At 74.2% G+C, this 19,753-nt stretch carries 21 protein-coding genes; 18 read left to right on the top strand and 3 right to left on the bottom strand.

The genetic code is table 11. The features are described from left to right. The first annotated feature begins 64 nt into the window (after positions 1-64). From ribD to Ae505Ps2_RS23340, 5 genes are all read left to right on the top strand, one after another. Positions 65-1,096, top strand: coding sequence for a bifunctional diaminohydroxyphosphoribosylaminopyrimidine deaminase/5-amino-6-(5-phosphoribosylamino)uracil reductase RibD (gene ribD / locus Ae505Ps2_RS23360; protein ID WP_075311723.1), 1,032 nt, complete (start codon positions 65-67; stop codon positions 1,094-1,096). Between the two features lie 12 nt (positions 1,097-1,108). Then, complete coding sequence (locus Ae505Ps2_RS23355; RefSeq protein ID WP_020623632.1) at positions 1,109-1,741, top strand: riboflavin synthase; 633 nt, start codon at positions 1,109-1,111, stop codon at positions 1,739-1,741. Between the two features lie 74 nt (positions 1,742-1,815). After that, the gene (locus Ae505Ps2_RS23350) at positions 1,816-3,084 is read left to right on the top strand and encodes a bifunctional 3,4-dihydroxy-2-butanone-4-phosphate synthase/GTP cyclohydrolase II (RefSeq protein ID WP_043277925.1); all 1,269 of its coding nucleotides are present in this window, start codon (positions 1,816-1,818) and stop codon (positions 3,082-3,084) included. A 79-nt stretch (positions 3,085-3,163) separates the two neighbouring features. Then, entirely contained in the window at positions 3,164-3,655 is a 492-nt protein-coding gene (gene ribH / locus Ae505Ps2_RS23345; RefSeq protein ID WP_075553993.1) for a 6,7-dimethyl-8-ribityllumazine synthase, read from the top strand. Positions 3,656-3,686: 31 nt separating this feature from the next. Beyond that, entirely contained in the window at positions 3,687-4,214 is a 528-nt protein-coding gene (locus Ae505Ps2_RS23340) for a PH domain-containing protein (RefSeq protein ID WP_233147556.1), read from the top strand. A gap of 4 nt (positions 4,215-4,218) precedes the next feature. Here the strand turns inward: Ae505Ps2_RS23340 and Ae505Ps2_RS23335 are convergent, their stop codons facing one another. Then, positions 4,219-5,028 carry a DUF2786 domain-containing protein gene (locus tag Ae505Ps2_RS23335; protein WP_349289838.1) on the bottom strand — a complete coding sequence of 270 codons (810 nt, stop codon included), beginning with the start codon at positions 5,026-5,028 and terminating at the stop codon, positions 4,219-4,221. Positions 5,029-5,218: 190 nt separating this feature from the next. On the opposite strand from Ae505Ps2_RS23335, the gene uvrC reads away from it, so the two are divergent. The 11 genes from uvrC (at position 5,219) to Ae505Ps2_RS23280 (ending at position 16,314) form a co-directional block, all read left to right on the top strand. Then, positions 5,219-7,198, top strand: a complete 1,980-nt coding sequence (gene uvrC / locus Ae505Ps2_RS23330) for an excinuclease ABC subunit UvrC (RefSeq protein WP_075553992.1) — start codon at positions 5,219-5,221, stop codon at positions 7,196-7,198. Continuing rightward, a complete protein-coding gene (gene rapZ / locus Ae505Ps2_RS23325) occupies positions 7,195-8,094 on the top strand; it encodes an RNase adapter RapZ (protein WP_075553991.1) in 900 nt (299 codons plus the stop codon). Before uvrC ends, rapZ begins: the two co-directional genes overlap by 4 nt. A gap of 29 nt (positions 8,095-8,123) precedes the next feature. Continuing rightward, positions 8,124-9,155: a uridine diphosphate-N-acetylglucosamine-binding protein YvcK gene (yvcK, locus tag Ae505Ps2_RS23320; protein WP_083696365.1), complete on the top strand. Its 1,032-nt coding sequence runs from the start codon at positions 8,124-8,126 to the stop codon at positions 9,153-9,155. Further along, positions 9,146-10,141 (top strand): DNA-binding protein WhiA, encoded by a 996-nt coding sequence (gene whiA, locus Ae505Ps2_RS23315; RefSeq protein WP_075553990.1) that lies wholly within the window; start codon positions 9,146-9,148, stop codon positions 10,139-10,141. Before yvcK ends, whiA begins: the two co-directional genes overlap by 10 nt. 53 nt (positions 10,142-10,194) lie before the next feature. Beyond that, positions 10,195-10,983, top strand: a complete 789-nt coding sequence (locus Ae505Ps2_RS23310; protein ID WP_075306109.1) for a hypothetical protein — start codon at positions 10,195-10,197, stop codon at positions 10,981-10,983. A gap of 312 nt (positions 10,984-11,295) precedes the next feature. Beyond that, positions 11,296-12,309 (top strand): type I glyceraldehyde-3-phosphate dehydrogenase, encoded by a 1,014-nt coding sequence (gene gap, locus Ae505Ps2_RS23305; RefSeq protein ID WP_075306111.1) that lies wholly within the window; start codon positions 11,296-11,298, stop codon positions 12,307-12,309. After that, positions 12,306-13,487: a phosphoglycerate kinase gene (locus tag Ae505Ps2_RS23300; protein WP_075553989.1), complete on the top strand. Its 1,182-nt coding sequence runs from the start codon at positions 12,306-12,308 to the stop codon at positions 13,485-13,487. Before gap ends, Ae505Ps2_RS23300 begins: the two co-directional genes overlap by 4 nt. Continuing rightward, positions 13,487-14,275 carry a triose-phosphate isomerase gene (gene tpiA / locus Ae505Ps2_RS23295; RefSeq protein ID WP_075553988.1) on the top strand — a complete coding sequence of 263 codons (789 nt, stop codon included), beginning with the start codon at positions 13,487-13,489 and terminating at the stop codon, positions 14,273-14,275. Before Ae505Ps2_RS23300 ends, tpiA begins: the two co-directional genes overlap by 1 nt. 116 nt (positions 14,276-14,391) lie before the next feature. Further along, positions 14,392-14,625: a preprotein translocase subunit SecG gene (secG, locus tag Ae505Ps2_RS23290; RefSeq protein ID WP_020627703.1), complete on the top strand. Its 234-nt coding sequence runs from the start codon at positions 14,392-14,394 to the stop codon at positions 14,623-14,625. Between the two features lie 28 nt (positions 14,626-14,653). After that, a complete protein-coding gene (locus Ae505Ps2_RS23285) occupies positions 14,654-14,995 on the top strand; it encodes an RNA polymerase-binding protein RbpA (protein WP_020627702.1) in 342 nt (113 codons plus the stop codon). Between the two features lie 62 nt (positions 14,996-15,057). Next, the gene (locus Ae505Ps2_RS23280; protein ID WP_075554305.1) at positions 15,058-16,314 is read left to right on the top strand and encodes a TrpB-like pyridoxal phosphate-dependent enzyme; all 1,257 of its coding nucleotides are present in this window, start codon (positions 15,058-15,060) and stop codon (positions 16,312-16,314) included. A 69-nt stretch (positions 16,315-16,383) separates the two neighbouring features. Here Ae505Ps2_RS23280 and Ae505Ps2_RS23275 read toward each other — a convergent pair whose 3' ends face one another. Continuing rightward, positions 16,384-16,806: a DoxX family protein gene (locus Ae505Ps2_RS23275; protein WP_075306117.1), complete on the bottom strand. Its 423-nt coding sequence runs from the start codon at positions 16,804-16,806 to the stop codon at positions 16,384-16,386. Between the two features lie 270 nt (positions 16,807-17,076). On the opposite strand from Ae505Ps2_RS23275, the gene Ae505Ps2_RS23270 reads away from it, so the two are divergent. After that, a complete protein-coding gene (locus Ae505Ps2_RS23270; protein ID WP_212567663.1) occupies positions 17,077-18,444 on the top strand; it encodes an ammonium transporter in 1,368 nt (455 codons plus the stop codon). Continuing rightward, complete coding sequence (locus tag Ae505Ps2_RS23265) at positions 18,441-18,779, top strand: P-II family nitrogen regulator (RefSeq protein ID WP_075306119.1); 339 nt, start codon at positions 18,441-18,443, stop codon at positions 18,777-18,779. The genes Ae505Ps2_RS23270 and Ae505Ps2_RS23265 overlap by 4 nt, the downstream gene beginning before the upstream one ends. A gap of 5 nt (positions 18,780-18,784) precedes the next feature. Here the strand turns inward: Ae505Ps2_RS23265 and Ae505Ps2_RS32755 are convergent, their stop codons facing one another. Then, a complete protein-coding gene (locus tag Ae505Ps2_RS32755) occupies positions 18,785-19,219 on the bottom strand; it encodes a hypothetical protein (protein ID WP_198932183.1) in 435 nt (144 codons plus the stop codon). Between the last annotated feature and the right edge of the window lie 534 nt (positions 19,220-19,753).

Raw genomic sequence — 19,753 nt, 5'->3', positions numbered from 1 at the left:
CCGAGCGACCGAGCACACCGCAGTGGACCGCCCGACCGGCACCGACGAGCGCACGGCCGCGGCCATGCGCCGCGCCCTCGCCGCGTCCGTCGAGGTCCACGGCAGCACCAGCCCCAACCCGGCGGTCGGCTGCGTGGTCCTCGACCGCGACGGCGTCGTCGTCGGCACCGGCGCCACCGCACCGCCCGGCGGACCGCACGCCGAACGGGTCGCGCTCGCGGAGGCGGGGGACCGCGCCGCGGGCGGGACCGCCGTGGTGACCCTGGAGCCGTGCAACCACACCGGTCGCACCCCGCCGTGCGTGGACGGCCTCCTCGAGGCCGGCGTCGCCCGGGTGCACGCCGCCGTCGCCGACCCCAACCCGGTCGCCGCGGGCGGCCTCGACCGGCTCCGCGCCGCCGGAGTCGCTGTGACACTGGGCACCCTCGCCGACGAGGTGGCCCGGGGTCCGCTGCGCGGCTGGCTGCACCGCCAGCGCACCGGTCGCCCCCACGTGACCTGGAAGGTCGCCACCACCCTCGACGGCCGGGTCGCCGCCGCCGACGGCACCAGCCGCTGGATCACCGGGCCGGCCGCCCGGGCCACGGTCCATGACCTGAGACGCAGGATGGACGCGATCGTCGCGGGGACGGGTACCGTCCTGACCGACGACCCGGCGCTGACCGCCCGCCGGCCCGACGGCACCCTGTTCGACCACCAGCCCCTGCGGGTGGTGGTGGGACACCGCGACGTCCCGCCCGGCGCCCGGCTGGCCCGGACCGACGAGGACGGCACCGCCGACGTGCTCCACCTCCGCACCCGCGATCCGGGGGAGGTGCTCGCCGAGCTCGACCACCGGACCGTGGTGGACGTGCTCCTCGAGGGCGGACCGACCCTCGCCGGTGCCTTCGTCGCCGCAGGACTCGTCGACCGGGTGCTCGTGCACCTGGCCCCGGCCCTGCTCGGCGCGGGACCGCACGCCCTCGGCGACGCGGGCGTGGTAACGATCGCCGACATCGTGCGGTTGCACGTGGACGAGATCCACCGCGCCGGCGACGACGTGGTCATCGACGCACGACCGGTACCCGGCCCGACCGGGCCGGACGTGCCGCAGTAGGAGGGACGGGCGATGTTCACCGGGATCGTGGAGGAGGTCGGCGAGGTCGTCGACGTCCGCACCGACGACGACGTCGTCGTGCTGACCGTGCGCGCGGCCCTGGCCGCCGAGGTCGGGCACGGGGAGTCGGTCGCGGTGAACGGCTGTTGCCTCACCGCCGTCGTCACCGGGCCGGGCGCGGCCACGCTGACCCTCGAGCTGGTGCCCGAGACGCTCAAGCGCACCTCGCTCGGCGCCGTCGGCCCCGGCTCCGGGGTCAACCTGGAGCGCGCGGTGCCCGCCGGCGGCCGGCTCGACGGCCACATCGTGCAGGGCCACGTCGACGGCGTCGGCACCGTGGTCTCCCGCACCCCCGGCGAGCGCAGCGACGAGGTCCGCTTCTCGCTGCCCGCCGAGCTCGCCCGCTACGTCGTCGAGAAGGGCTCCGTCGCCGTCGACGGGGTCTCGCTGACCGTCGCCTCGGTGTACCCGGACGGGTTCGGGGTGGCGTTGATCCCGACGACCCTGGCCGAGACCACCCTGGGGTCGCGCGCCCCGGGGGACCCGGTCAACCTGGAGGTCGACGTGATCGCCAAGTACGTGGAACGCATGACCGCGGGGTACCTGCAGGGGCCCGGGTCCGGACAGGAAGGGGCCGCCCGGTGAGCGAGCCGTCGGAGTCGCCGGTCAACCCGGCAGACCAGGGGGCTGGCAAGCTGCCGGACGCCCCGCACACCGCGATGTCGCCCTCGGAACGGGCCGAGCGCTTCGCCCTGATCGAGAAGGCCATCGCCGACATCGCCGAGGGCAAGCCGGTCGTCGTGATGGACGACGAGGACCGCGAGAACGAGGGCGACCTCATCTTCGCGGCGTCGAAGGCGACCGCGGAGCTGCTGGCGTTCACCGTCCGCTACACCTCAGGCTACGTCTGCGTGGCCATCACCGGTGAGGCCTGCGACCGGCTGGACCTGCCGCCGATGCACCACACCAACCGGGACTCCTTCCGCACCGCGTACACGGTCACCGTGGACGCGAAGGAGGGCATCACCACCGGCATCTCCGCCCAGGACCGCGCGCACACGATCCGCACGCTGGCCGACCCGGAGTCCGACCGGCACGACCTGGTCCGGCCCGGGCACGTGGTGCCGCTGCAGGCCCGCGAGGGTGGCGTGCTGCGCCGCCCCGGGCACACCGAGGCCGCGGTCGACCTGGCCCGGATGGCGGGCCTGCCCGCCGCGGGGGCGCTCTGCGAGATCGTCTCGGAGAAGAACACCGGCGAGATGGCCCGTGGCGAGGAGCTCGGCGTCTTCGCCGCCGACCACGACCTCACCCTGATCACCATCGCCGACCTCATCGCCTACCGGCGCCGCTACGAGAAGCACGTCGAACGGGTCGCGACCGCGCGGATCCCCACCGGCCACGGTGACTTCCTCGCCTACGGCTACGACTGCACCCTCGACGGCACCGAGCACATCGCCATGGTGATGGGCGACGTCGCCACCCCCGCCGACGACGGGGAGGACGTGCTCGTCCGGGTGCACTCCGAGTGCCTCACCGGTGACGTCCTCGGTTCGCTGCGCTGCGACTGCGGCCCTCAGCTCGACGCGGCCCTGGAGTCCGTCGCCAAGGAGGGCCGCGGTGTCGTGCTCTACATGCGCGGGCACGAGGGCCGGGGGATCGGCCTGCTGCACAAGCTGCAGGCCTACCAGCTCCAGGAGGCCGGCGCCGACACCGTCGACGCCAACCTCGCGATGGGGCTGCCCGCCGACGCCCGCGACTACGGCATCGGCGCCCAGATCCTCGCCGACCTCGGCGTGAAGTCGATGCGGCTGCTCACCAACAACCCGGACAAGCGCGCCGGGCTGGAGGGCTACGGCCTGCGCGTCGTCGGCCGCGAGCCGATGCCGGTGCGCGCCACCCCGCAGAACCTGCGGTACCTGCGGACCAAGCGGGACCGGATGGGCCACGACCTGCCCGACCTCGGTGAGGTCGCCGACCCGGCGCTCTGACCGGCGCCGCGCACCGCGGGCGAGCGCGGTCGGCGGACCCCCCGCTGCGGCCCACGGACCCGGAGGCGAGAATCGGCCCATGAGCGGTGAAGGCCGGCCCTCCGGGGCCACGCAGCTGGACGCGAGCGGACTGCGGGTCGGGGTGGTGGCGGCCCGCTGGCACGCCGAGATCGTGGACCGGCTGCTGGACCGGGCCGTCGCCACGGCCCGCGAGGCCGGCGTCGAACCGACCGTGGTCCGGGTGCCCGGCACCATCGAGCTCCCGGTGATCGCCCAGGAGCTCGCCCGCGGCCACGACGCCGTCGTCGCGCTCGGTGTCGTCGTCCGCGGCGGCACCCCGCACTTCGAGTACGTCTGCGACGCCGTCACCGCGGGCCTCACCCGCGTCGCCCTCGACGAGTCGACCCCGGTCGGCAACGGCGTGCTCACCACCGACACGGTGGACCAGGCGGTCGACCGCTCCGGCGCGCCGGGCGCGGCCGAGGACAAGGGCGCCGAGGCCTGCACCGCCGCACTCGAATCGGCGCTGTCGCTGCGCGACCTGCGTGCCGGCGCCCCGACCAGCCCGTGACCCCGACCCGGGTCAGCACAGGGAGACCCCAGTGACCGAGCAGCCGACCGACTCCACCACACCCGACGCCACCACCGCCGGCACCGCAGCGCCCGACACCCGGCCCCGGACCGGACCCGGGCCTGACGCGGTGACCCTGCGCCCGCGGGTCATCCGCTGGACGGCCTGGCTCAGCGCGCTCGGCGTGATGGTGTTCTTCCTCATCGCGGCCTACTACATGCCCGCCGAGGACACCGGGGTGATCTTCCAGCCGGCCGACCAGGTCGCGATGATGGTCATCGGGGCGTTCGTCGCCGGCGGGCTGCTGCTCATGGCCCGGCCCCGGGTGCGCGCCGACTCCCACGGCATCGAGGTCCGCAACGTCATCACCGCCCGGTGGTACGACTGGGCCGACGTGCACGGCGTCTCGTTCCCCGACGGCGCCGCCTCGGCCCGCCTGGAGCTGCCCGACGACGAGTACCAGTCGGTCCTGGCCGTGCAGGCCGTCGACCGTGGTCTGGCCGTGCGCCACGTCCGCACGCTCCGCACGCTGCACCGCGCCGCCGTCCTGGGCGAGTGACGGCTCAGGCGCCGATGCCCGGCGCCGCGGCCCGGTGGTCCAGGACCGGGCCGCCCAGGTCGGCCCGGTCGGCCGCGGCGGCCCCGTGCCGGAACCCGCTGCCCGACACCTGCGGGCGGCGGGCGCGACGCAGCCTGCCGAACTCGGCGTCGTAGGCGCGGTCCACCTCGGCGCCCCGGTCGGCCAGCACCAGCTCGGTCGACGCCGCCGCCGGCCCGGTCTCCGCCTCGGTCTCGCCCAGTGCCGAGCGCTCGGCCGCGCACAGCCGCTCGTACACCCGGCCCGCGAAGCCGTAGATCCAGGACCGCCGGTAGGCCGCCACCGACTCGCCGGGGTCCGGCGGGCGGACCGCGGCCAGCGCGGCCGTGGCCTGCAGCAGCAGCGACGTGTACAGCAGCTCCACCCGCTCCCGGTCCGAGGCGAACCCGAACACGGTGACCGCGGCGACCGAGCCGCCCCGCTGGTCGTGCATCACCCAGCGGCACCGCAGCGCCGCCGCCGTCCACCCCAGCAGCCGGGCCTTCGCCCCGCTGTAGGGGTTGTCGACGGTGATCCGGCTCCGGCCGATCGGATCGGCCCGCGCCCCGGCGCCGGGTGCCGCGGCCAGCAGCGCCTCGTCGATCCCGTGCCGCGCCATGAGCGCGAACGCCTTGTCGGTGTAGATCTCGGCCTCGTCCGGCGTGCCGGCCCGCTCCGCTTTCGCCAGCAGCTTCCGGATCCGGTCCAGCCGGGCCCCGGGCACCTGCTCACCCGGTGCGGTGCCGATCTCGGTGCCGGTGTCGGTGCGGGGGCCGGTCTCCTGCGCGGTGGCCACGGCGGTCTCCTCGGGCTCGGTAGGGTCGAACTCGTGTTCGAGGGCGAGGTGTACCGGACCCTACCGACAGTTCCGGCGGCGCCGCGCGAGGTCCCCGGTCGACACGCGTCCCTACACCTCGTCCGGGGCCCGCGCCGAGACCGGGGCCGGACCGGGACTGTCGGTGCCCGCAACTACCCTGGGAGTCACCATGGCCGACCCCAGCACCTACCGTCCGGCGACCGGGACGATCCCGGAGTCGCCCGGGGTGTACCGCTTCTCCGACCCGCGCGGCCGGGTGATCTACGTCGGCAAGGCCAAGAGCCTGCGGCAGCGGCTGAACTCCTACTTCGCCGACCTGTCCGGTCTGCACCCGCGCACCCGGCAGATGGTCACCACCGCGTCGAAGGTGGAGTGGACGGTCGTCGGGACCGAGGTCGAGGCCCTCCAACTCGAGTACAACTGGATCAAGGAATACGACCCGCGGTTCAACGTCCGCTACCGCGACGACAAGAGCTATCCCGTGCTCGCCGTGACGATGCACGAGGAGTACCCGCGGCTGCACGTCTACCGCGGCCCGCGTCGCAAGGGCGTGCGCTACTTCGGCCCGTACGCCCACGCCTGGGCCATCCGCGAGACCCTCGACCTGCTGCTGCGGGTCTTCCCCGCGCGCACCTGCTCGACGGGGGTGTTCAAGCGGCACGGCCAGATCGGGCGGCCCTGCCTGCTCGGCTACATCGACAAGTGCTCCGCCCCGTGCGTGGGCAAGGTCAGCGCGGACGAGCACCGGGAGATCGTCGAGAACTTCTCCGAGTTCCTGTCCGGGCGCACCGACCGGATGGTGCGCCGGCTCGAACGCGACATGGCCGAGGCCTCGGAGAACCTCGAGTTCGAGCGCGCCGCCCGGCTGCGCGACGACCTCGGCGCCCTGCGCCGCGCCCTGGAGAAGCAGGCCGTGGTGCTGGGTGACGGCACCGACGCCGACGTCGTCGCCTTCGCCGAGGACGAGCTGGAGGCCGCGGTCCAGGTCTTCCACGTCCGCGGCGGTCGGGTCCGCGGCCAGCGCGGCTGGGTCGTCGACAAGGTCGAGCCCACCGACACCGAGCAGCTCGTGGAGCGGTTCGTCTCCCAGTTCTACGGCGAGCAGCACGCACTCGCCGGCGCCGCCGACGACGCCGCCCAGCCGGTGCCCAAGGAGATCCTGGTCCCGGTGCTGCCCGCCGAGACGCCCGCGCTGGAGCGCTGGCTGACCGGGCTGCGCGGGTCCAGGGTGCAGATCCGGGTGCCGCAGCGCGGCGACAAGCGGGACCTCGCCGCGACCGTCGCACGCAACGCGAAGGAGGCGTTCGCCCAGCACAAGCTGCGCCGCGCGGGGGACCTCACCGCCCGCTCGGCCGCCCTGCAGGAGATCCAGGAGAACCTGGAGCTCGACCAGGCCCCGCTGCGCATCGAGTGCATCGACATCAGCCACGTGCAGGGCACGAACGTCGTCGCCTCGCTGGTGGTCTTCGAGGACGGGCTGCCCCGCAAGTCCGAGTACCGCCGCTTCGAGATCCGCGACGCCGCGGCGGAGGGCGACGTCGCCTCGATCACCGAGGTGGTGCGGCGCCGGTTCCGCCGCTACCTGGCCGAGACGGCCGACGAGCCCGCGCCCACCGAGGGCTCCGGCGAGGTCGCGCCGGGCGACACCGTCCGCACCGGGATCGACCCCGAGACCGGCCGGCCCAAGAAGTTCGCCTACCCGCCGAACCTGCTCGTCGTCGACGGGGCGAAGCCGCAGGTCGACGCGGCCGCGGCGGAGCTCGCCGCGCTGGGCATCACCGACGTCGCGGTGTGCGGGCTCGCCAAGCGCCTCGAGGAGGTCTGGCTGCCCGACGACACCGACCCGGTGATCCTGTCCCGGACCAGCGAGGGGCTCTACCTGCTGCAGCGCATCCGGGACGAGGCGCACCGGTTCGCCATCACCTATCACCGCCAGCGTCGTTCGCAGGGCATGACGGCGTCCGCGCTCGACGGGGTCCCCGGGCTCGGCCCGGCCCGCAGACAGGCGCTGCTCAAGCACTTCGGGTCGGTGCGCAAGCTGCGCGCCGCCGACGTCGACGAGATCGCCGGCGTGCCCGGCTTCGGTCGCCGGACCGCTGAGTCCGTGGTCGCGGCCCTGCACGCCGGAACCGAGGGGGAGAAGGCATGACCGAGGACAACGGCGAGGCGGCCGCGGGCCCGGGGATCGAGGTCGCGGTGGTCAGCGGCCTGTCGGGGGCCGGGCGCAGCACCGCGGCGAAGGTCCTGGAGGACCTGGGCTGGTTCGTGGTGGACAACCTGCCGCCCGAGCTGATCGCCACGATGGTCGAGCTCGGGTCGCGGGCCCGGGGCGAGGTGGCCCGGATCGCGGTGGTGATGGACGTGCGCTCGCGTGCGTTCACCGACGACCTCGGCGCCGTGATCAAGGACCTCGACGGCCGCGGCTACCGGCCGAAGCTGCTGTTCCTGGAGGCCTCCGACGCGGTGCTGGTGCGCCGCTTCGAGCAGAACCGCCGCTCGCATCCCCTGCAGGGCGCCGGACGCATCACCGACGGGCTCAACGCCGAGCGCGAGGTGCTGCGCCCGCTGCGCGAGGACGCCGACCTCGTCGTCGACACCTCGAACCTGTCGGTGCACGACCTGCGCACCCGGATCGAGGGCTCGTTCGCCCAGGAGAGCGCGCACGCCGCGACCCGGGTGACGGTGCTGTCGTTCGGCTACAAGTACGGCCTGCCGCTGGACTCCGACCTCGTCGTCGACGTGCGGTTCCTGCCCAACCCGCACTGGATCCCCGAGCTGCGCCCGTTCACCGGCCGCGACCGGGAGGTCAGCGACTACGTGCTGTCCCAGGAGGGCGCGGAGGAGTTCGTCGACCGCTACCTGGAGCTGCTCGACCTGGTCGGGGCCGGGTACCGGCGCGAGGGCAAGCGCTACCTGACCGTGGCCGTCGGCTGCACCGGCGGCAAGCACCGCTCGGTCGCGATCTCGGAGGAGATCGGCCGACGGCTCGCCGACCGCGAGGGCATCCAGGTCAACGTCGAGCACCGCGACATGGGGGGCGAGTGAGCCCACGCCCGCCCGAGCACGGCGGGGGACTGCGGGTGGTCGCGCTCGGCGGCGGGCACGGCCTGCACGCCACGCTGACCGCGCTGCGTCGGTGCCCGCCGGTCACCGACATCACCGCCGTGGTCACCGTCGCCGACGACGGCGGTTCCTCCGGGCGGCTGCGCCGCGAGCTCGGTCTGCTCCCGCCCGGCGACCTGCGGATGGCGCTGGCCGCCCTCGCCGGTGACGACGAGCGGGGCCGCTTCTGGTCCGGGCTGGTCCAGCACCGCTTCGGCGGGACCGGCGCCCTGGCCGGGCACGCGGTGGGCAACCTGCTCCTCGCCGGGCTGCTGGAGCGCGACGGCGACCCGGTGCGGGCGCTGGCGACCGTCGGCGAGCTGATGGGCTGTGCCGGGCGGGTGCTGCCGATGGCCCGGGTGCCGCTGGACATCGAGGCGGAGGTCGCGCTGGACGGCGTGGACGGTGCCCACCTGATCCGGGGCCAGGTCGCCGTCGCCGCCACCCCCGGCCGGGTGCGCCGGGTCTGGCTGCGGCCCGAGAGCCCGCCGGCCTGCGACGAGGCCGTGCGTGCGGTGCGCGACGCCGACGTCGTGCTGCTCGGACCCGGCTCGTGGTTCACCAGCGTGCTCCCGCACCTGCTGGTGCCGGAGCTGCGTGCGGCACTGCTGGAGACCGTGGCGGCCCGGGTCGTGCTGCTCAACCTGGCCCCCGAGCCGGGGGAGACCGCCGGCTTCTCCCCCGAACAGCACCTTGAAGTACTGTCCGGGCACGCTCCCGGGCTGCGGGTGCACGCCGTCCTGGCCGACGCCGGGTCGGTGAGCCTGCCGGACCGGCTGGACGCGGCCGCCGCCGACCTGCTGGTCCCCGGCGGGCGGGTGTGGTCGGCCGCCGTCGCCGACGCCCGGGCGTCGACCCCACGTCACGACCCGGACGCACTGGCCGGGGCACTCGTCGACGTGTTCGGTGCTCTGGCCCCCGGCCGGATCCCGGCGGAGAACGGCACCCACGACAGCCCGCAGCACGACAGCCCGCAGCGTGGAAGGAGCTCCCGATGGCCATGACCGCCACGGTGAAGGACGAGCTGAGCCGGCTCACCGTCACCAAGCAGTCGTCGCGGCGTGCGGAGGTCGCCTCGTTGCTCCGCTTCGCGGGCGGCCTGCACATCGTGGGCGGCCGGGTGGTGATCGAGGCCGAGGTCGACACCGGCTCGGTCGCCCGCCGGCTGCGCCGCGAGATCCACGAGCTCTACGGCCACACCGCCGACGCGCACGTGATCACCGCGGGCGGGCTGCGCCGCAGCGCCCGCTACGTGATCCGGGTGATCCGCGACGGCGAGGGGCTCGCCCGCCAGACCGGGCTGCTCGACAACCGGGGCCGCCCGGTGCGCGGGCTGCCGCCGCCCGTGGTCTCCGGTGACCTGTCCGACGCCGAGGCCGCCTGGCGCGGCGCGTTCCTCGCGCACGGCTCGCTGACCGAGCCGGGCCGCAGCTCCGCCCTGGAGGCCACCTGCCCCGGCCCGGAGGCCGCGCTGGCGCTGGTCGGCGCGGCACGCAGGCTGGGTGTCACGGCGAAGGCCCGCGAGGTCCGCGGCGCCGACCGGGTCGTCGTCCGCGACGGCGACGCGATCGGCGCGCTGCTGACCAGGATGGGCGCCCACCAGAGCGTGCTGTCCTGGGAGGAGCGGCGGATGCGCCGCGAGGTCCGGGCGACGGCGAACCGGCTGGCGAACTTCGACGACGCGAACCTGCGCCGTTCGGCACGGGCCGCGGTCGCCGCGGCGGCCCGGGTCAGCCGCGCCCTGGAGATCCTCGGCGACGAGGTGCCCGAGCACCTGCAGGCCGCCGGCCGGCTGCGGGCCGAGCACACCCAGGCGTCGCTGGAGGAGCTGGGCCAGCTGGCCGAGCCGCCGATGACCAAGGACGCGGTGGCCGGCCGGATCCGGCGGCTGCTGCAGACCGCGGACAAGAAGGCCGCCGAGCTCGGCATCCCCGACACCGAGTCCGCCGTCACCGCCGAGATGCTCGAGGAGGACGGCGGCGGGCGCTGACCCCGGTCACACCCCGTCACGAGAGGTTGCGCAGCGTCGGGCATGATGCCCTCGTGACGATCCCGGGCTCCACCCTCCTCGCCGTCCATCTCGATCGATCCAGCACGCTGCGGCCGCTCCTGCCCGCACTGCGCTCCGGTCTCGCCGACCTGCTCGCCGAGCAGGACGCCCACGACGGTGACCTGCAGGTCGTCGTCGCCACCGGGGACGACCTCACCCGCTCGCTGCCCGACGGCACGCACCCGCCCGCCGTCCCGGTCGGCGCCGGTGAGGCCCGGACCGCACTGCCCGCGAAGCTCCGCCCGCTGGGCGGCCCGGACCTGCGCGGCGGCGCGGCCCGGCTGCTCGGCGCCGTCGGCGACGAGCTCGCCGCCCGCGACGAGGCCGACCGCCCCGAGCGGGTCGTCGTCCTGCTCGTCGGGGAGGGCGCCGTGGGCGACACCTCCGCGGTCCGCGAGCGCATCGTCCACCAGCAGAACACCTACGCCTGGGAGTTCGTGCTGGTCGACGTGACCACCGGCACGATCCCGGCCACCGCCGGTGCCCGGGCGGCCGCGTCCGAGGAGAACCGGGGCGAGGGCGGGGACGCCGCCGTCGCCGTCGCCGAGCGCCCCGCGGGCGACGGTGCCGAGCGGTTCGGCGTGCCGGCCACCGCGACCATCACCGCAGGCCCGGGGGCCGCCGGCGTGACCGCCGCGCTGTCCGCGGCGTCGGCGTTCGTGACCCGGGCCCGTGCCGGGCGCCCGCACGAGCCGGTCGAGGGCTTCTCCGACGACGAGCGCGCCGCCGCCGAGGTCCCCGACACCCGTCCGGGCTGGCGCCGCCTGCTCCGCCTGGCCTGAGCACCCACCCGACGGCCCCGTGACCCGCCCGGGCACGGGGCCGCCGGGTGTCCGGATACCGGCCGGTACCGGTCCGTCCCCACACCGGGGACCGTCCGGAGCGCTCCGACCGTGCCCGACCGCGGAGCGCGGCGCAGGTCACGGGCCCTACGGGCGTCGCGACGGCCGATGCGCCGATAGGGTGGCTGCCGAGCACGGCACGCGCCGGCGCCCGCACGGGTGTCGACCCGCGATCGACCTGCCACACCCCACCGCCGGGACCCGGCGGGCCGGGGGAGAAGACGACAGGCACGACGAGCCCTGGAGGCATCTGTGACGGTCCGCGTAGGAGTCAACGGCTTCGGCCGCATCGGCCGGAACTTCTGGCGGGCGGTGGACGCCCAGCGCGCCGCCGGCACCACGGACATCGAGATCGTCGCGGTGAACGACATCACCGACAACGCGACCCTCGCGCACCTGCTGAAGTACGACTCGATCCTCGGGCGCCTGCCCTACGAGGTCAGCACCTCCGGCGACGAGATCGTCGTCGACGGCAAGGGCTTCAAGGGCCTGGCCGTCCGCGACCCCGCCGAGCTGCCCTGGAAGGACCTGGGCGTCGACGTCGTCGTCGAGTCGACCGGCATCTTCACCAAGCGCGAGGCCGCGGCCAAGCACCTCGACGGCGGCGCCAAGAAGGTCGTCATCTCCGCCCCGGCGACCGCCGAGGACATCACCATCGTCAAGGGCGTCAACGACGGCGACTACGACGGTTCGCAGACGATCATCTCCAACGCGTCCTGCACCACGAACTGCCTCGCCCCGCTGGCGAAGGTCCTCGACGACCTGCTCGGGATCGAGAAGGGTCTGATGACCACGATCCACGCCTACACCCAGGACCAGAACCTGCAGGACGGCCCGCACAAGGACCTGCGCCGCGCCCGCGCCGCCGCCCTCAACGTCGTCCCCACCTCCACCGGTGCGGCGAAGGCGATCTCGCTGGTCATGCCGCACCTCAAGGGCAAGCTCGACGGCTACGCGCTGCGGGTGCCGATCCCCACCGGCTCGGCCACCGACCTGACCGTCGACGTCCGCAAGGAGGCGTCGGTCGAGGAGATCAACGCGGCGTTCAAGGCGGCCGCCGAGGGCCCGCTCAAGGGCATCCTCAAGTACACCGAGGACCCGATCGTCTCCTCCGACATCGTGACCGACCCGCACTCGACGATCTTCGACGCCGGTCTGACCAAGGTCATCGGCAACCAGGTCAAGGTCGTCGGCTGGTACGACAACGAGTGGGGCTACTCCAACCGGCTCGTCGACATCACCGGTCTGGTGGCGTCGAAGCTGTGAGGACCCTCGACGACCTCGTCGCCGAGGGCGTGCAGGGCCGGACCGTCCTGGTCCGCAGCGATCTGAACGTTCCCCTCGACGACGACCGGAACATCACCGACGACGGCCGCATCCGCGCGTCCGTGCCGACGATCAACGCCCTCTACGAGGGCGGCGCCCGGGTCGTCGTCACCGCGCACCTCGGCCGTCCGAAGAACGGGCCGGACGAGAAGCTCTCGCTGGCCCCGGTCGCGCAGCGGCTCGGCGAGCTGCTCGGCGCCCCGGTGCGCCTGGTGCAGCTCGGCACGCCGCTACCGTCGATGGCCGCCGGTGACGTCGTACTGCTGGAGAACATCCGGTTCGACGCCCGAGAGACCAGCAAGGACGACGCCGAGCGCGGCGCGTTCGCCGACGAGCTCGTCGCCCTGGTCGGCGAGGACGCGGCGTTCGTGTCCGACGGGTTCGGCGTGGTGCACCGCAAGCAGGCGTCGGTCTACGACGTCGCCCAGCGGCTCGACCCCTACGCCGGCGGGCTCGTCCTGTCCGAGGTCGAGGTGCTCCGCACCCTGACCGGGAACCCGGAGCGACCGTACGCGGTCGTGCTCGGCGGCTCGAAGGTCTCGGACAAGCTCGCCGTGATCGAGGCGCTGCTGCCCAAGGTCGACACCCTGCTCGTGGGCGGCGGGATGTGCTTCACGTTCCTGGCCGCCCGGGGCCACGGCGTCGGGTCCTCGCTGCTGGAGGCCGACCAGGTCGAGGTCTGCCGGACGCTGCTGGAGTCCGGCAAGATCGTCCTGCCGACCGACGTCGTCGTCGCCGACGCGTTCTCCGCGGACGCGAACACGAAGACGGTGTCGGTCGAGGAGATCGCCGACGGCTGGATGGGCCTGGACATCGGGCCCGACTCGGTGCGGGAGTTCGCGGCCCGCATCGCCGACGCGAAGACGATCTTCTGGAACGGCCCGATGGGCGTGTTCGAGCTGGCGCCGTTCGTCGAGGGCACCCGCGGCGTGGCGCAGGCGATCGCGGGCGGCGACGCCTTCTCCGTCGTCGGTGGCGGGGACTCCGCCGCCGCGGTCCGGGCGCTCGGCATCGCCGAGGACGCCTTCTCCCACATCTCCACCGGGGGCGGCGCGTCCCTGGAGTTCCTGGAGGGCGCGACCCTGCCGGGTGTCGCCGTGCTGGAGGAGAACGCCTGATGGCCACCCGCAAGCCGCTGATCGCCGGCAACTGGAAGATGAACCTCCACCACCTCGAGGCCATCGCGGTGGTGCAGAAGCTCGCCTTCGCCCTGCCCGACCGCTACCTCGAAAAGGTCGAGGTCGCCGTCCTGCCGCCGTTCACCGACATCCGCAGCGTGCAGACGCTGATCGACGGGGACAAGCTGCGCCTCGTGCACGGGGCCCAGGACCTGTCCCCGCACGACTCCGGTGCCTACACCGGTGACGTGTCGGGGGTCATGCTGGCCAAGCTGGGCTGCACCTACGTCGTCGTCGGGCACTCCGAGCGCCGCGAGATCCACGGCGAGGACGACGCCGTCGTCAACGCCAAGGTGCACGCCGCGCTCAAGCACGGGCTCACCCCGATCCTGTGCGTCGGCGAGGGCCTGGACGTCCGCGAGGCCGGCACCCACGTGCAGCACTGCACCGAGCAGCTGCGCGCGGCGCTGAAGGGCGTCACCGCGGAGCAGGCCGCCGGGATCGTGCTCGCCTACGAGCCGGTCTGGGCGATCGGCACCGGCAAGGTGGCGGGTCCGGCCGACGCGCAGGAGGTCTGCGCCGCGCTGCGCGCGACGCTGGCCGAGCTGTACTCCGACGAGGTGGCCGGCGGCGTCCGCATCCTCTACGGCGGCTCGGTGAAGTCGTCGAACGTGGGCGAGATCGTGGCCCGGCCCGATGTCGACGGCGCCCTCGTCGGCGGGGCCAGCCTGGACGCCGAGGAGTTCGCGAAGCTCTCGGCGATCGCCGCGGGCGGCCCGCTCCCGTGACCGGCAACCACTAGCACCGGCACGACCACCGCGGCCCCGGTCCCCTCGTGAGGGGGCCGGGGCCGCTGGAGTATTCTCGGCCACTCCGGCGAGCGACCACTGATGGGGAAGCGCACGTGATCCTGACCCTCCAGATCATCCTGATCGTGACCAGCCTCCTGCTGATCGCGATGGTCCTGCTGCAGCGCAGCAAGGGTGGTGGTCTGACCAGCCTCTTCGGTGGCGGCGTGCAGTCGAGCCTGTCCGGCTCGGCGGCGGCGGACCGCAACATCGCTCGCTACACGGTCTTCGTCGGCCTCATCTGGCTCATCGCGGTGGTCGGCAACGGCCTGCTGCTGGCCACCGGCTGACGGTCGGACGGACGAGAGGGAGCGGGACATGGCAGGCGGCAACGCGATCCGCGGTACCCGGGTCGGTGCGGGCCCGATGGGCGAGAACGAGCGGGGCGAGACCGCCCCGCGCGAGCGCATCCCCTTCTACTGCGCGAACGGGCACGTCAACAACACCTGGTTCGCCGCGGAGGCCGAGGTCCCCGAGACCTGGGACTGCCCGCGCTGCGGGCTGCCGGGCGGGCGCGACGCGGAGAACCCGCCCGCCGCGCCCCGCACCGAGCCGTACAAGACGCACCTGGCGTACGTGAAGGAGCGGCGCAGCGACGCCGACGGGGAGGCCATCCTCGAGGAGGCCCTCGGCCGGCTGCGGGCGTCCCGGGAGCTCTGACCCCGAACCCGCGGCCCGCCCGGGTCATGACCGGGCACACGTTCCGGTTAGATTCGGTGGTCATGAGCCGCTGGACGCTGCCCCCGGACCGGATCCCCTCGGCGTGGTTCAACGTCGTGCCGCACCTGCCGACGCCGCCGCAGCCGCCCCTGCACCCCGGGACCCGAGAGCCGGTGGTCCCGGACGACCTGGCTCCGCTGTTCCCGGCCGCCCTGATCGAGCAGGAGGCCAGCGCGGAGCCGTGGATCGACGTCCCCGGTGAGGTCCTCGACATCCTGAGGCTCTGGCGGCCCACGCCGCTGGTCCGCGCGACCCGCCTGGAGAAGGCGCTGGGCACCCCGGCGCGCATCTACTTCAAGGACGAGTCGATCTCGCCCTCGGGCAGCCACAAGACGAACACGGCGGTGGCCCAGGCGTTCTACAACGCCCGGGAGGGCACCACCCGGCTCACCACCGAGACCGGCGCCGGCCAGTGGGGGACCGCGCTGGCGTTCGCGTCCGCCCAGTTCGACCTGGACCTGAAGGTCTACATGGTGCGAGCGTCCTACGGGCAGAAGCCCTACCGGCGGATCGCGATCGAGACCTGGGGCGGGGAGGTCGTGCCGTCCCCGGTCGACGAGCCCGACCAGCCCGGCTCACTGGGCTCGGCCATCTCCGACGCGGTCCGCGACTGCGTCGGCCGCTCCGACACCCACTACGCACTCGGCTCGGTGCTCAACCACGTGCTGCTCCACCAGACCGTGATCGGTCTGGAGGCCAAGGAACAGCTGGCGCTGGCGGGGGAGCGGCTGCCCGACGTCGTCATCGCGCCCTGCGGCGGCGGGTCCAACCTGGGCGGCATCTCCTTCCCGTTCGTGCCGGGCCCCGGCGTGCGGCTGCTCGCCGTCGAGCCGCTGTCCTGCCCGACGCTGACCCAGGGCCGCTACGACTACGACTTCGGCGACACCGCGGGTCTCACCCCGCTCATGCCGATGTACACCCTGGGCCACGACTTCGTGCCGCCGTCGATCCACGCCGGCGGTCTGCGCTACCACGGTGACTCGCCGCTGGTGTCGTCGCTGGTCAAGGACGAGCGGATGGAGGCCGTCGCCTACCCGCAGGGCAAGGTGTTCGAGGCCGCCATCCAGTTCGCGCGCGCCGAGGGCAAGATCCCGGCGCCGGAGTGCGGGCACGCCATCGCCGCCACCGTCGACGAGGCGCTCGCCGCGAAGGAGACCGGGGAGGAGAAGGTGATCCTCTTCAACTACTGCGGCCACGGCTTCCTCGACCTCGCCGCCTACGACGACTACACCCACGGCCGGCTCGACGAGATGGGCTGAGCCCCCGGGCACGTGACGACGGCCCGGCACCCCCGTGGCGGGAGTGCCGGGCCGTCACCGTGCGGGCGGTCAGCGGCGCAGGCCACCGACCAGGGCCGCGGTGTCGTGGCGGCGGGCCCACGCGACCACGCACACCGCCACCAGGGTCAGCGCCGGGAAGGCGACCATCGCGGGCATCAGCACCACGGTGACCGCGGTGGCCCCCACCATCAGCACCACCTGGCAGGCCGCGGCGAGCCCGCACAGCCGCGGGACGAGCAGCGCCACCGCGCCCGCCAGCTCCAGCCACCCGACGACGACCATCCCGGCCGTCCCCAGCCCCAGCAGGTCGAAGCCGGCGACCGCGACCGGATCGGCTCCGATCTTCGGCACGGCGGCCATGACGAAGATCCCGGCGAGCAGCACCTGCAGCACCCACAGGCCCACGGTGACGGCGCGCGGCCGGCGGGGACGGGCGGTGGTGGACGCGGACTCGGTGCGGATGGCGGTCATGACGGTCTCCCTCGATGGTGCGGCCCCGGGCCGGGGCCGCCGCCGTAAGGGGGAGACCGCACCCCGCGCCGGAACTCATCGGTCCGGTCCTGCCCCCGGTCCGGTCCGTGCCGTCGGTGCCGTGTGTCGCATGGGCGGCGTCTGCGTGCCCCGCGCCGGGTGCCCGGACCCGACACCCATCGGAAACCACGCATGGTTGCTCCACGAAACACCGCGGGCGAACGATCCCTGCCGGGGTCGGGGAACTGCGACGACGGAGGACGCGTGGGCGTGAATGCGGGAGACACCGCGTGGGTGCTGGTCAGCGCCGCGCTGGTGATGTTGATGACGCCGGGACTGGCGTTCTTCTACGGCGGGATGACCCGCAGCAAGTCCGTGCTCAACATGCTGATGATGAGCACCATCTGTCTGGCCGTGGTCAGCGTCCTGTGGGCGCTGTACGGCTACAGCTGGGCCTTCGGCAACGACGTGGGCGGCGGCCTCCTCGGCGGCGGCGAGTTCGCCGGGCTGGCGAACACCGTCGGCGCGATGGTCGGCGTCGGCAGCGACTCGGCCCCGTGGCCGGGGCCCGACGCTCTGCCCGCGCTGGCGTTCGTGATGTTCCAGCTCATGTTCGCGGTCATCACCCCGGCCCTGATCTCCGGCGCCGTCGCGGACCGCACGAAGTTCTGGGGCTGGACCGCCTTCGTCGTGCTCTGGGTGACCATCGTGTACTTCCCGGTCGCGCACTGGGTGTTCGCCTTCGACGGGTTCACCGGCCCGGACAACGTCGGCGGCTGGATCGCCAACACCCTCAAGGCCGAGGACTTCGCCGGCGGCACCGCGGTGCACATCAACGCCGGTGCCGCGGCGCTCGCGCTGGCGATCGTGCTCGGCAAGCGGCGCGGCTGGCCGCGCGAGCCGATGCGCCCGCACAACCTGCCCTTCGTGCTGCTGGGCATGGCGCTGCTGTGGTTCGGGTGGTTCGGCTTCAACGCCGGTTCCGCGCTCGCCGCCGGTGACCTCGCCGCGACGGCGTTCACCAACACCATGCTCGCCACCGCCACCGCGCTGATCGGGTGGCTGCTCGTGGAGCAGTTCCGCGACGGGCGTCCCACCACCCTCGGTGCGGCCTCGGGGGCCGTCGCCGGGCTGGTCGCGATCACCCCGGCCTGCGGGTTCGTGCGGCCGGTCGGGGCGCTGGCCATCGGGCTCATTGCCGGTGCGGTGTGCGCGCTGGCCGTCGGGCTGAAGTTCCGGTTCGGCCTCGACGACTCCCTCGACGTCGTCGGCGTCCACCTCGTCGGCGGCATCGTGGGCACCCTGCTCATCGGCTTCTTCGGCGACAACAGCGTCAACTCCGCCGCCGCCGGCGACAACGGCCTGTTCTACGGCGGTGGATTGGTCCAGCTGGGCCGTCAGGCACTCGCCGCGGGCGCCGTGCTGCTGTACTCTTTCGTCGTCGCGCTGGTCCTCGGTTACCTGATCAAGGTGACCATCGGGTTCCGCATCGACGAGGAGAACGAGGCCACCGGCATCGACGAGACCGAGCACGCCGAGACCGCCTACGACTTCTCGTCGCTGGGCACCCGCGCGCTCGCCGGGGCCTCGCGCCCCGCGACGCCGGCCACCCGCGAACCCGTGGGGGAGACCCGATGAAGCTCGTGACCGCCATCGTCAAGCCGTTCGCGCTGGAGGACGTCCGCGCCACGCTCGAACGCCTCGGCGTGCTCGGGCTGACCGTCGGGGAGGTCCGCGGGCACGGCAGGCAGAAGGGGCACACCGAGATCTACCGCGGCGCGGAGTACTCGGTGGACTACGTGCCCAAGGTGCGCATCGAGACCGTCGTCGACGACGACCTCGTCGACAAGGTCGTCGACGCCGTCGCCGAGGCGGCGCGCACGGGCAAGATCGGCGACGGGAAGATCTGGGTGCAGCCGGTCGAGACCATCGTGCGGGTCCGCACGGGCGAACGCGGCAGCGACGCCGTCTGAGCCGGTCAGCGCGTCGCCGGGCGGGCCGTCCGGCGACGCGCGACCCCGCCCGCGGGTGCGGTGCCCGCCGCGTGCGCCGCACCCAGCTCCGCCGCCGCGGCGGCGAACGCCGGGTCGAAGAACAGGAAGCTGAGCAGCTCCGCGCCGTGGGTGGTGTCGGCGTCCGGCACCGCGCCGCCGACCAGCCGTTCCAGCACGGCCAGCGACGGGTTCCGCAGCGCGCGCAGCCCGCCGTACTCGCGGCGGCGCACCGCGTCGGCCAGCTCCGCCAGCTCGGTGGCCCGGTCGGCGGGCGGCCCGGCGAACCAGGTCGCGATCCGGCGGTGCCGCCGGTCCTCGCCGCGCTCGACCAGCGCGTTGACCGCGCGCAGGGTCCGCAGGTCCTCGGTCACCCCGGCGCCCAGCACGATGCGCAGCGCCAGCGCGGCGACCGCGTACACGTCGGGCACCCGGTCGGCGGGGGGACAGCGCTGCGGCGGACGCGCCGAACGGCACGTCGGGTGTCGTCGCGACGACCCCGACCCGGTCGGCGCCCAGGCGCAGCGCGGGCTTCAGCGGGGTGTTGAGCCGGACCCCGCCGTCGAGGTACCAGCCGGCCGCCTCCCCCTCGATGCGGCGCGGGGCGAACAGCACCGGCACCGCGGCCGAGGCGAGCAGGTGGTCGGGGCCCAGCCGGGCGTCGACGTAGCGGATGTCGCGCCCCGGGTCGTATGGCGGCAGCGCCACGTCCGGCCCACGTTCGACGAACACCGTGGTCCCGCCGGTCCCGGCCGCGGTGCACGCCACGCCGACGGCGTCGACCCGGCCGCGGGCGACGGCGTCGTGCAGCCGGTCCCAGTCGACGACCCGGTCCACCACCGGGCGCAGCCGGTCGGCGTCCAGGAGCCGGGTCACTCGGTCCGGCACCAGCAGCAGCCTGCGCAGCCACGACGGGACCCCGGCGAGGTCACCGAGGTAGGCCGCGGTCGCCTCCA

Origin of the sequence: Pseudonocardia sp. Ae505_Ps2, from assembly GCF_001932425.1 — a bacterium.
In the GTDB taxonomy this organism is placed as follows: domain Bacteria; phylum Actinomycetota; class Actinomycetes; order Mycobacteriales; family Pseudonocardiaceae; genus Pseudonocardia.
This window is presented reverse-complemented; position numbering and strand designations above follow the sequence as displayed.

Excerpts from the sequence above, each read along its gene's own strand:
- Ae505Ps2_RS23275 (WP_075306117.1), bottom strand. The coding sequence starts at position 16,806 with ATGACCGCCATCCGCACCGAGTCCGCGTCCACCACCGCCCGTCCCCGC.
- whiA (WP_075553990.1), top strand. The coding sequence starts at position 9,146 with ATGGCCATGACCGCCACGGTGAAGGACGAGCTGAGCCGGCTCACCGTC.
- rapZ (WP_075553991.1), top strand. The coding sequence starts at position 7,195 with ATGACCGAGGACAACGGCGAGGCGGCCGCGGGCCCGGGGATCGAGGTC.
- Ae505Ps2_RS23285 (WP_020627702.1), top strand. The coding sequence starts at position 14,654 with ATGGCAGGCGGCAACGCGATCCGCGGTACCCGGGTCGGTGCGGGCCCG.
- tpiA (WP_075553988.1), top strand. The coding sequence starts at position 13,487 with ATGGCCACCCGCAAGCCGCTGATCGCCGGCAACTGGAAGATGAACCTC.
- Ae505Ps2_RS23350 (WP_043277925.1), top strand. The coding sequence starts at position 1,816 with ATGTCGCCCTCGGAACGGGCCGAGCGCTTCGCCCTGATCGAGAAGGCC.
- ribH (WP_075553993.1), top strand. The coding sequence starts at position 3,164 with ATGAGCGGTGAAGGCCGGCCCTCCGGGGCCACGCAGCTGGACGCGAGC.
- uvrC (WP_075553992.1), top strand. The coding sequence starts at position 5,219 with ATGGCCGACCCCAGCACCTACCGTCCGGCGACCGGGACGATCCCGGAG.
- Ae505Ps2_RS23280 (WP_075554305.1), top strand. The coding sequence starts at position 15,058 with ATGAGCCGCTGGACGCTGCCCCCGGACCGGATCCCCTCGGCGTGGTTC.
- Ae505Ps2_RS23355 (WP_020623632.1), top strand. The coding sequence starts at position 1,109 with ATGTTCACCGGGATCGTGGAGGAGGTCGGCGAGGTCGTCGACGTCCGC.
- ribD (WP_075311723.1), top strand. The coding sequence starts at position 65 with ATGCGCCGCGCCCTCGCCGCGTCCGTCGAGGTCCACGGCAGCACCAGC.
- Ae505Ps2_RS23265 (WP_075306119.1), top strand. The coding sequence starts at position 18,441 with ATGAAGCTCGTGACCGCCATCGTCAAGCCGTTCGCGCTGGAGGACGTC.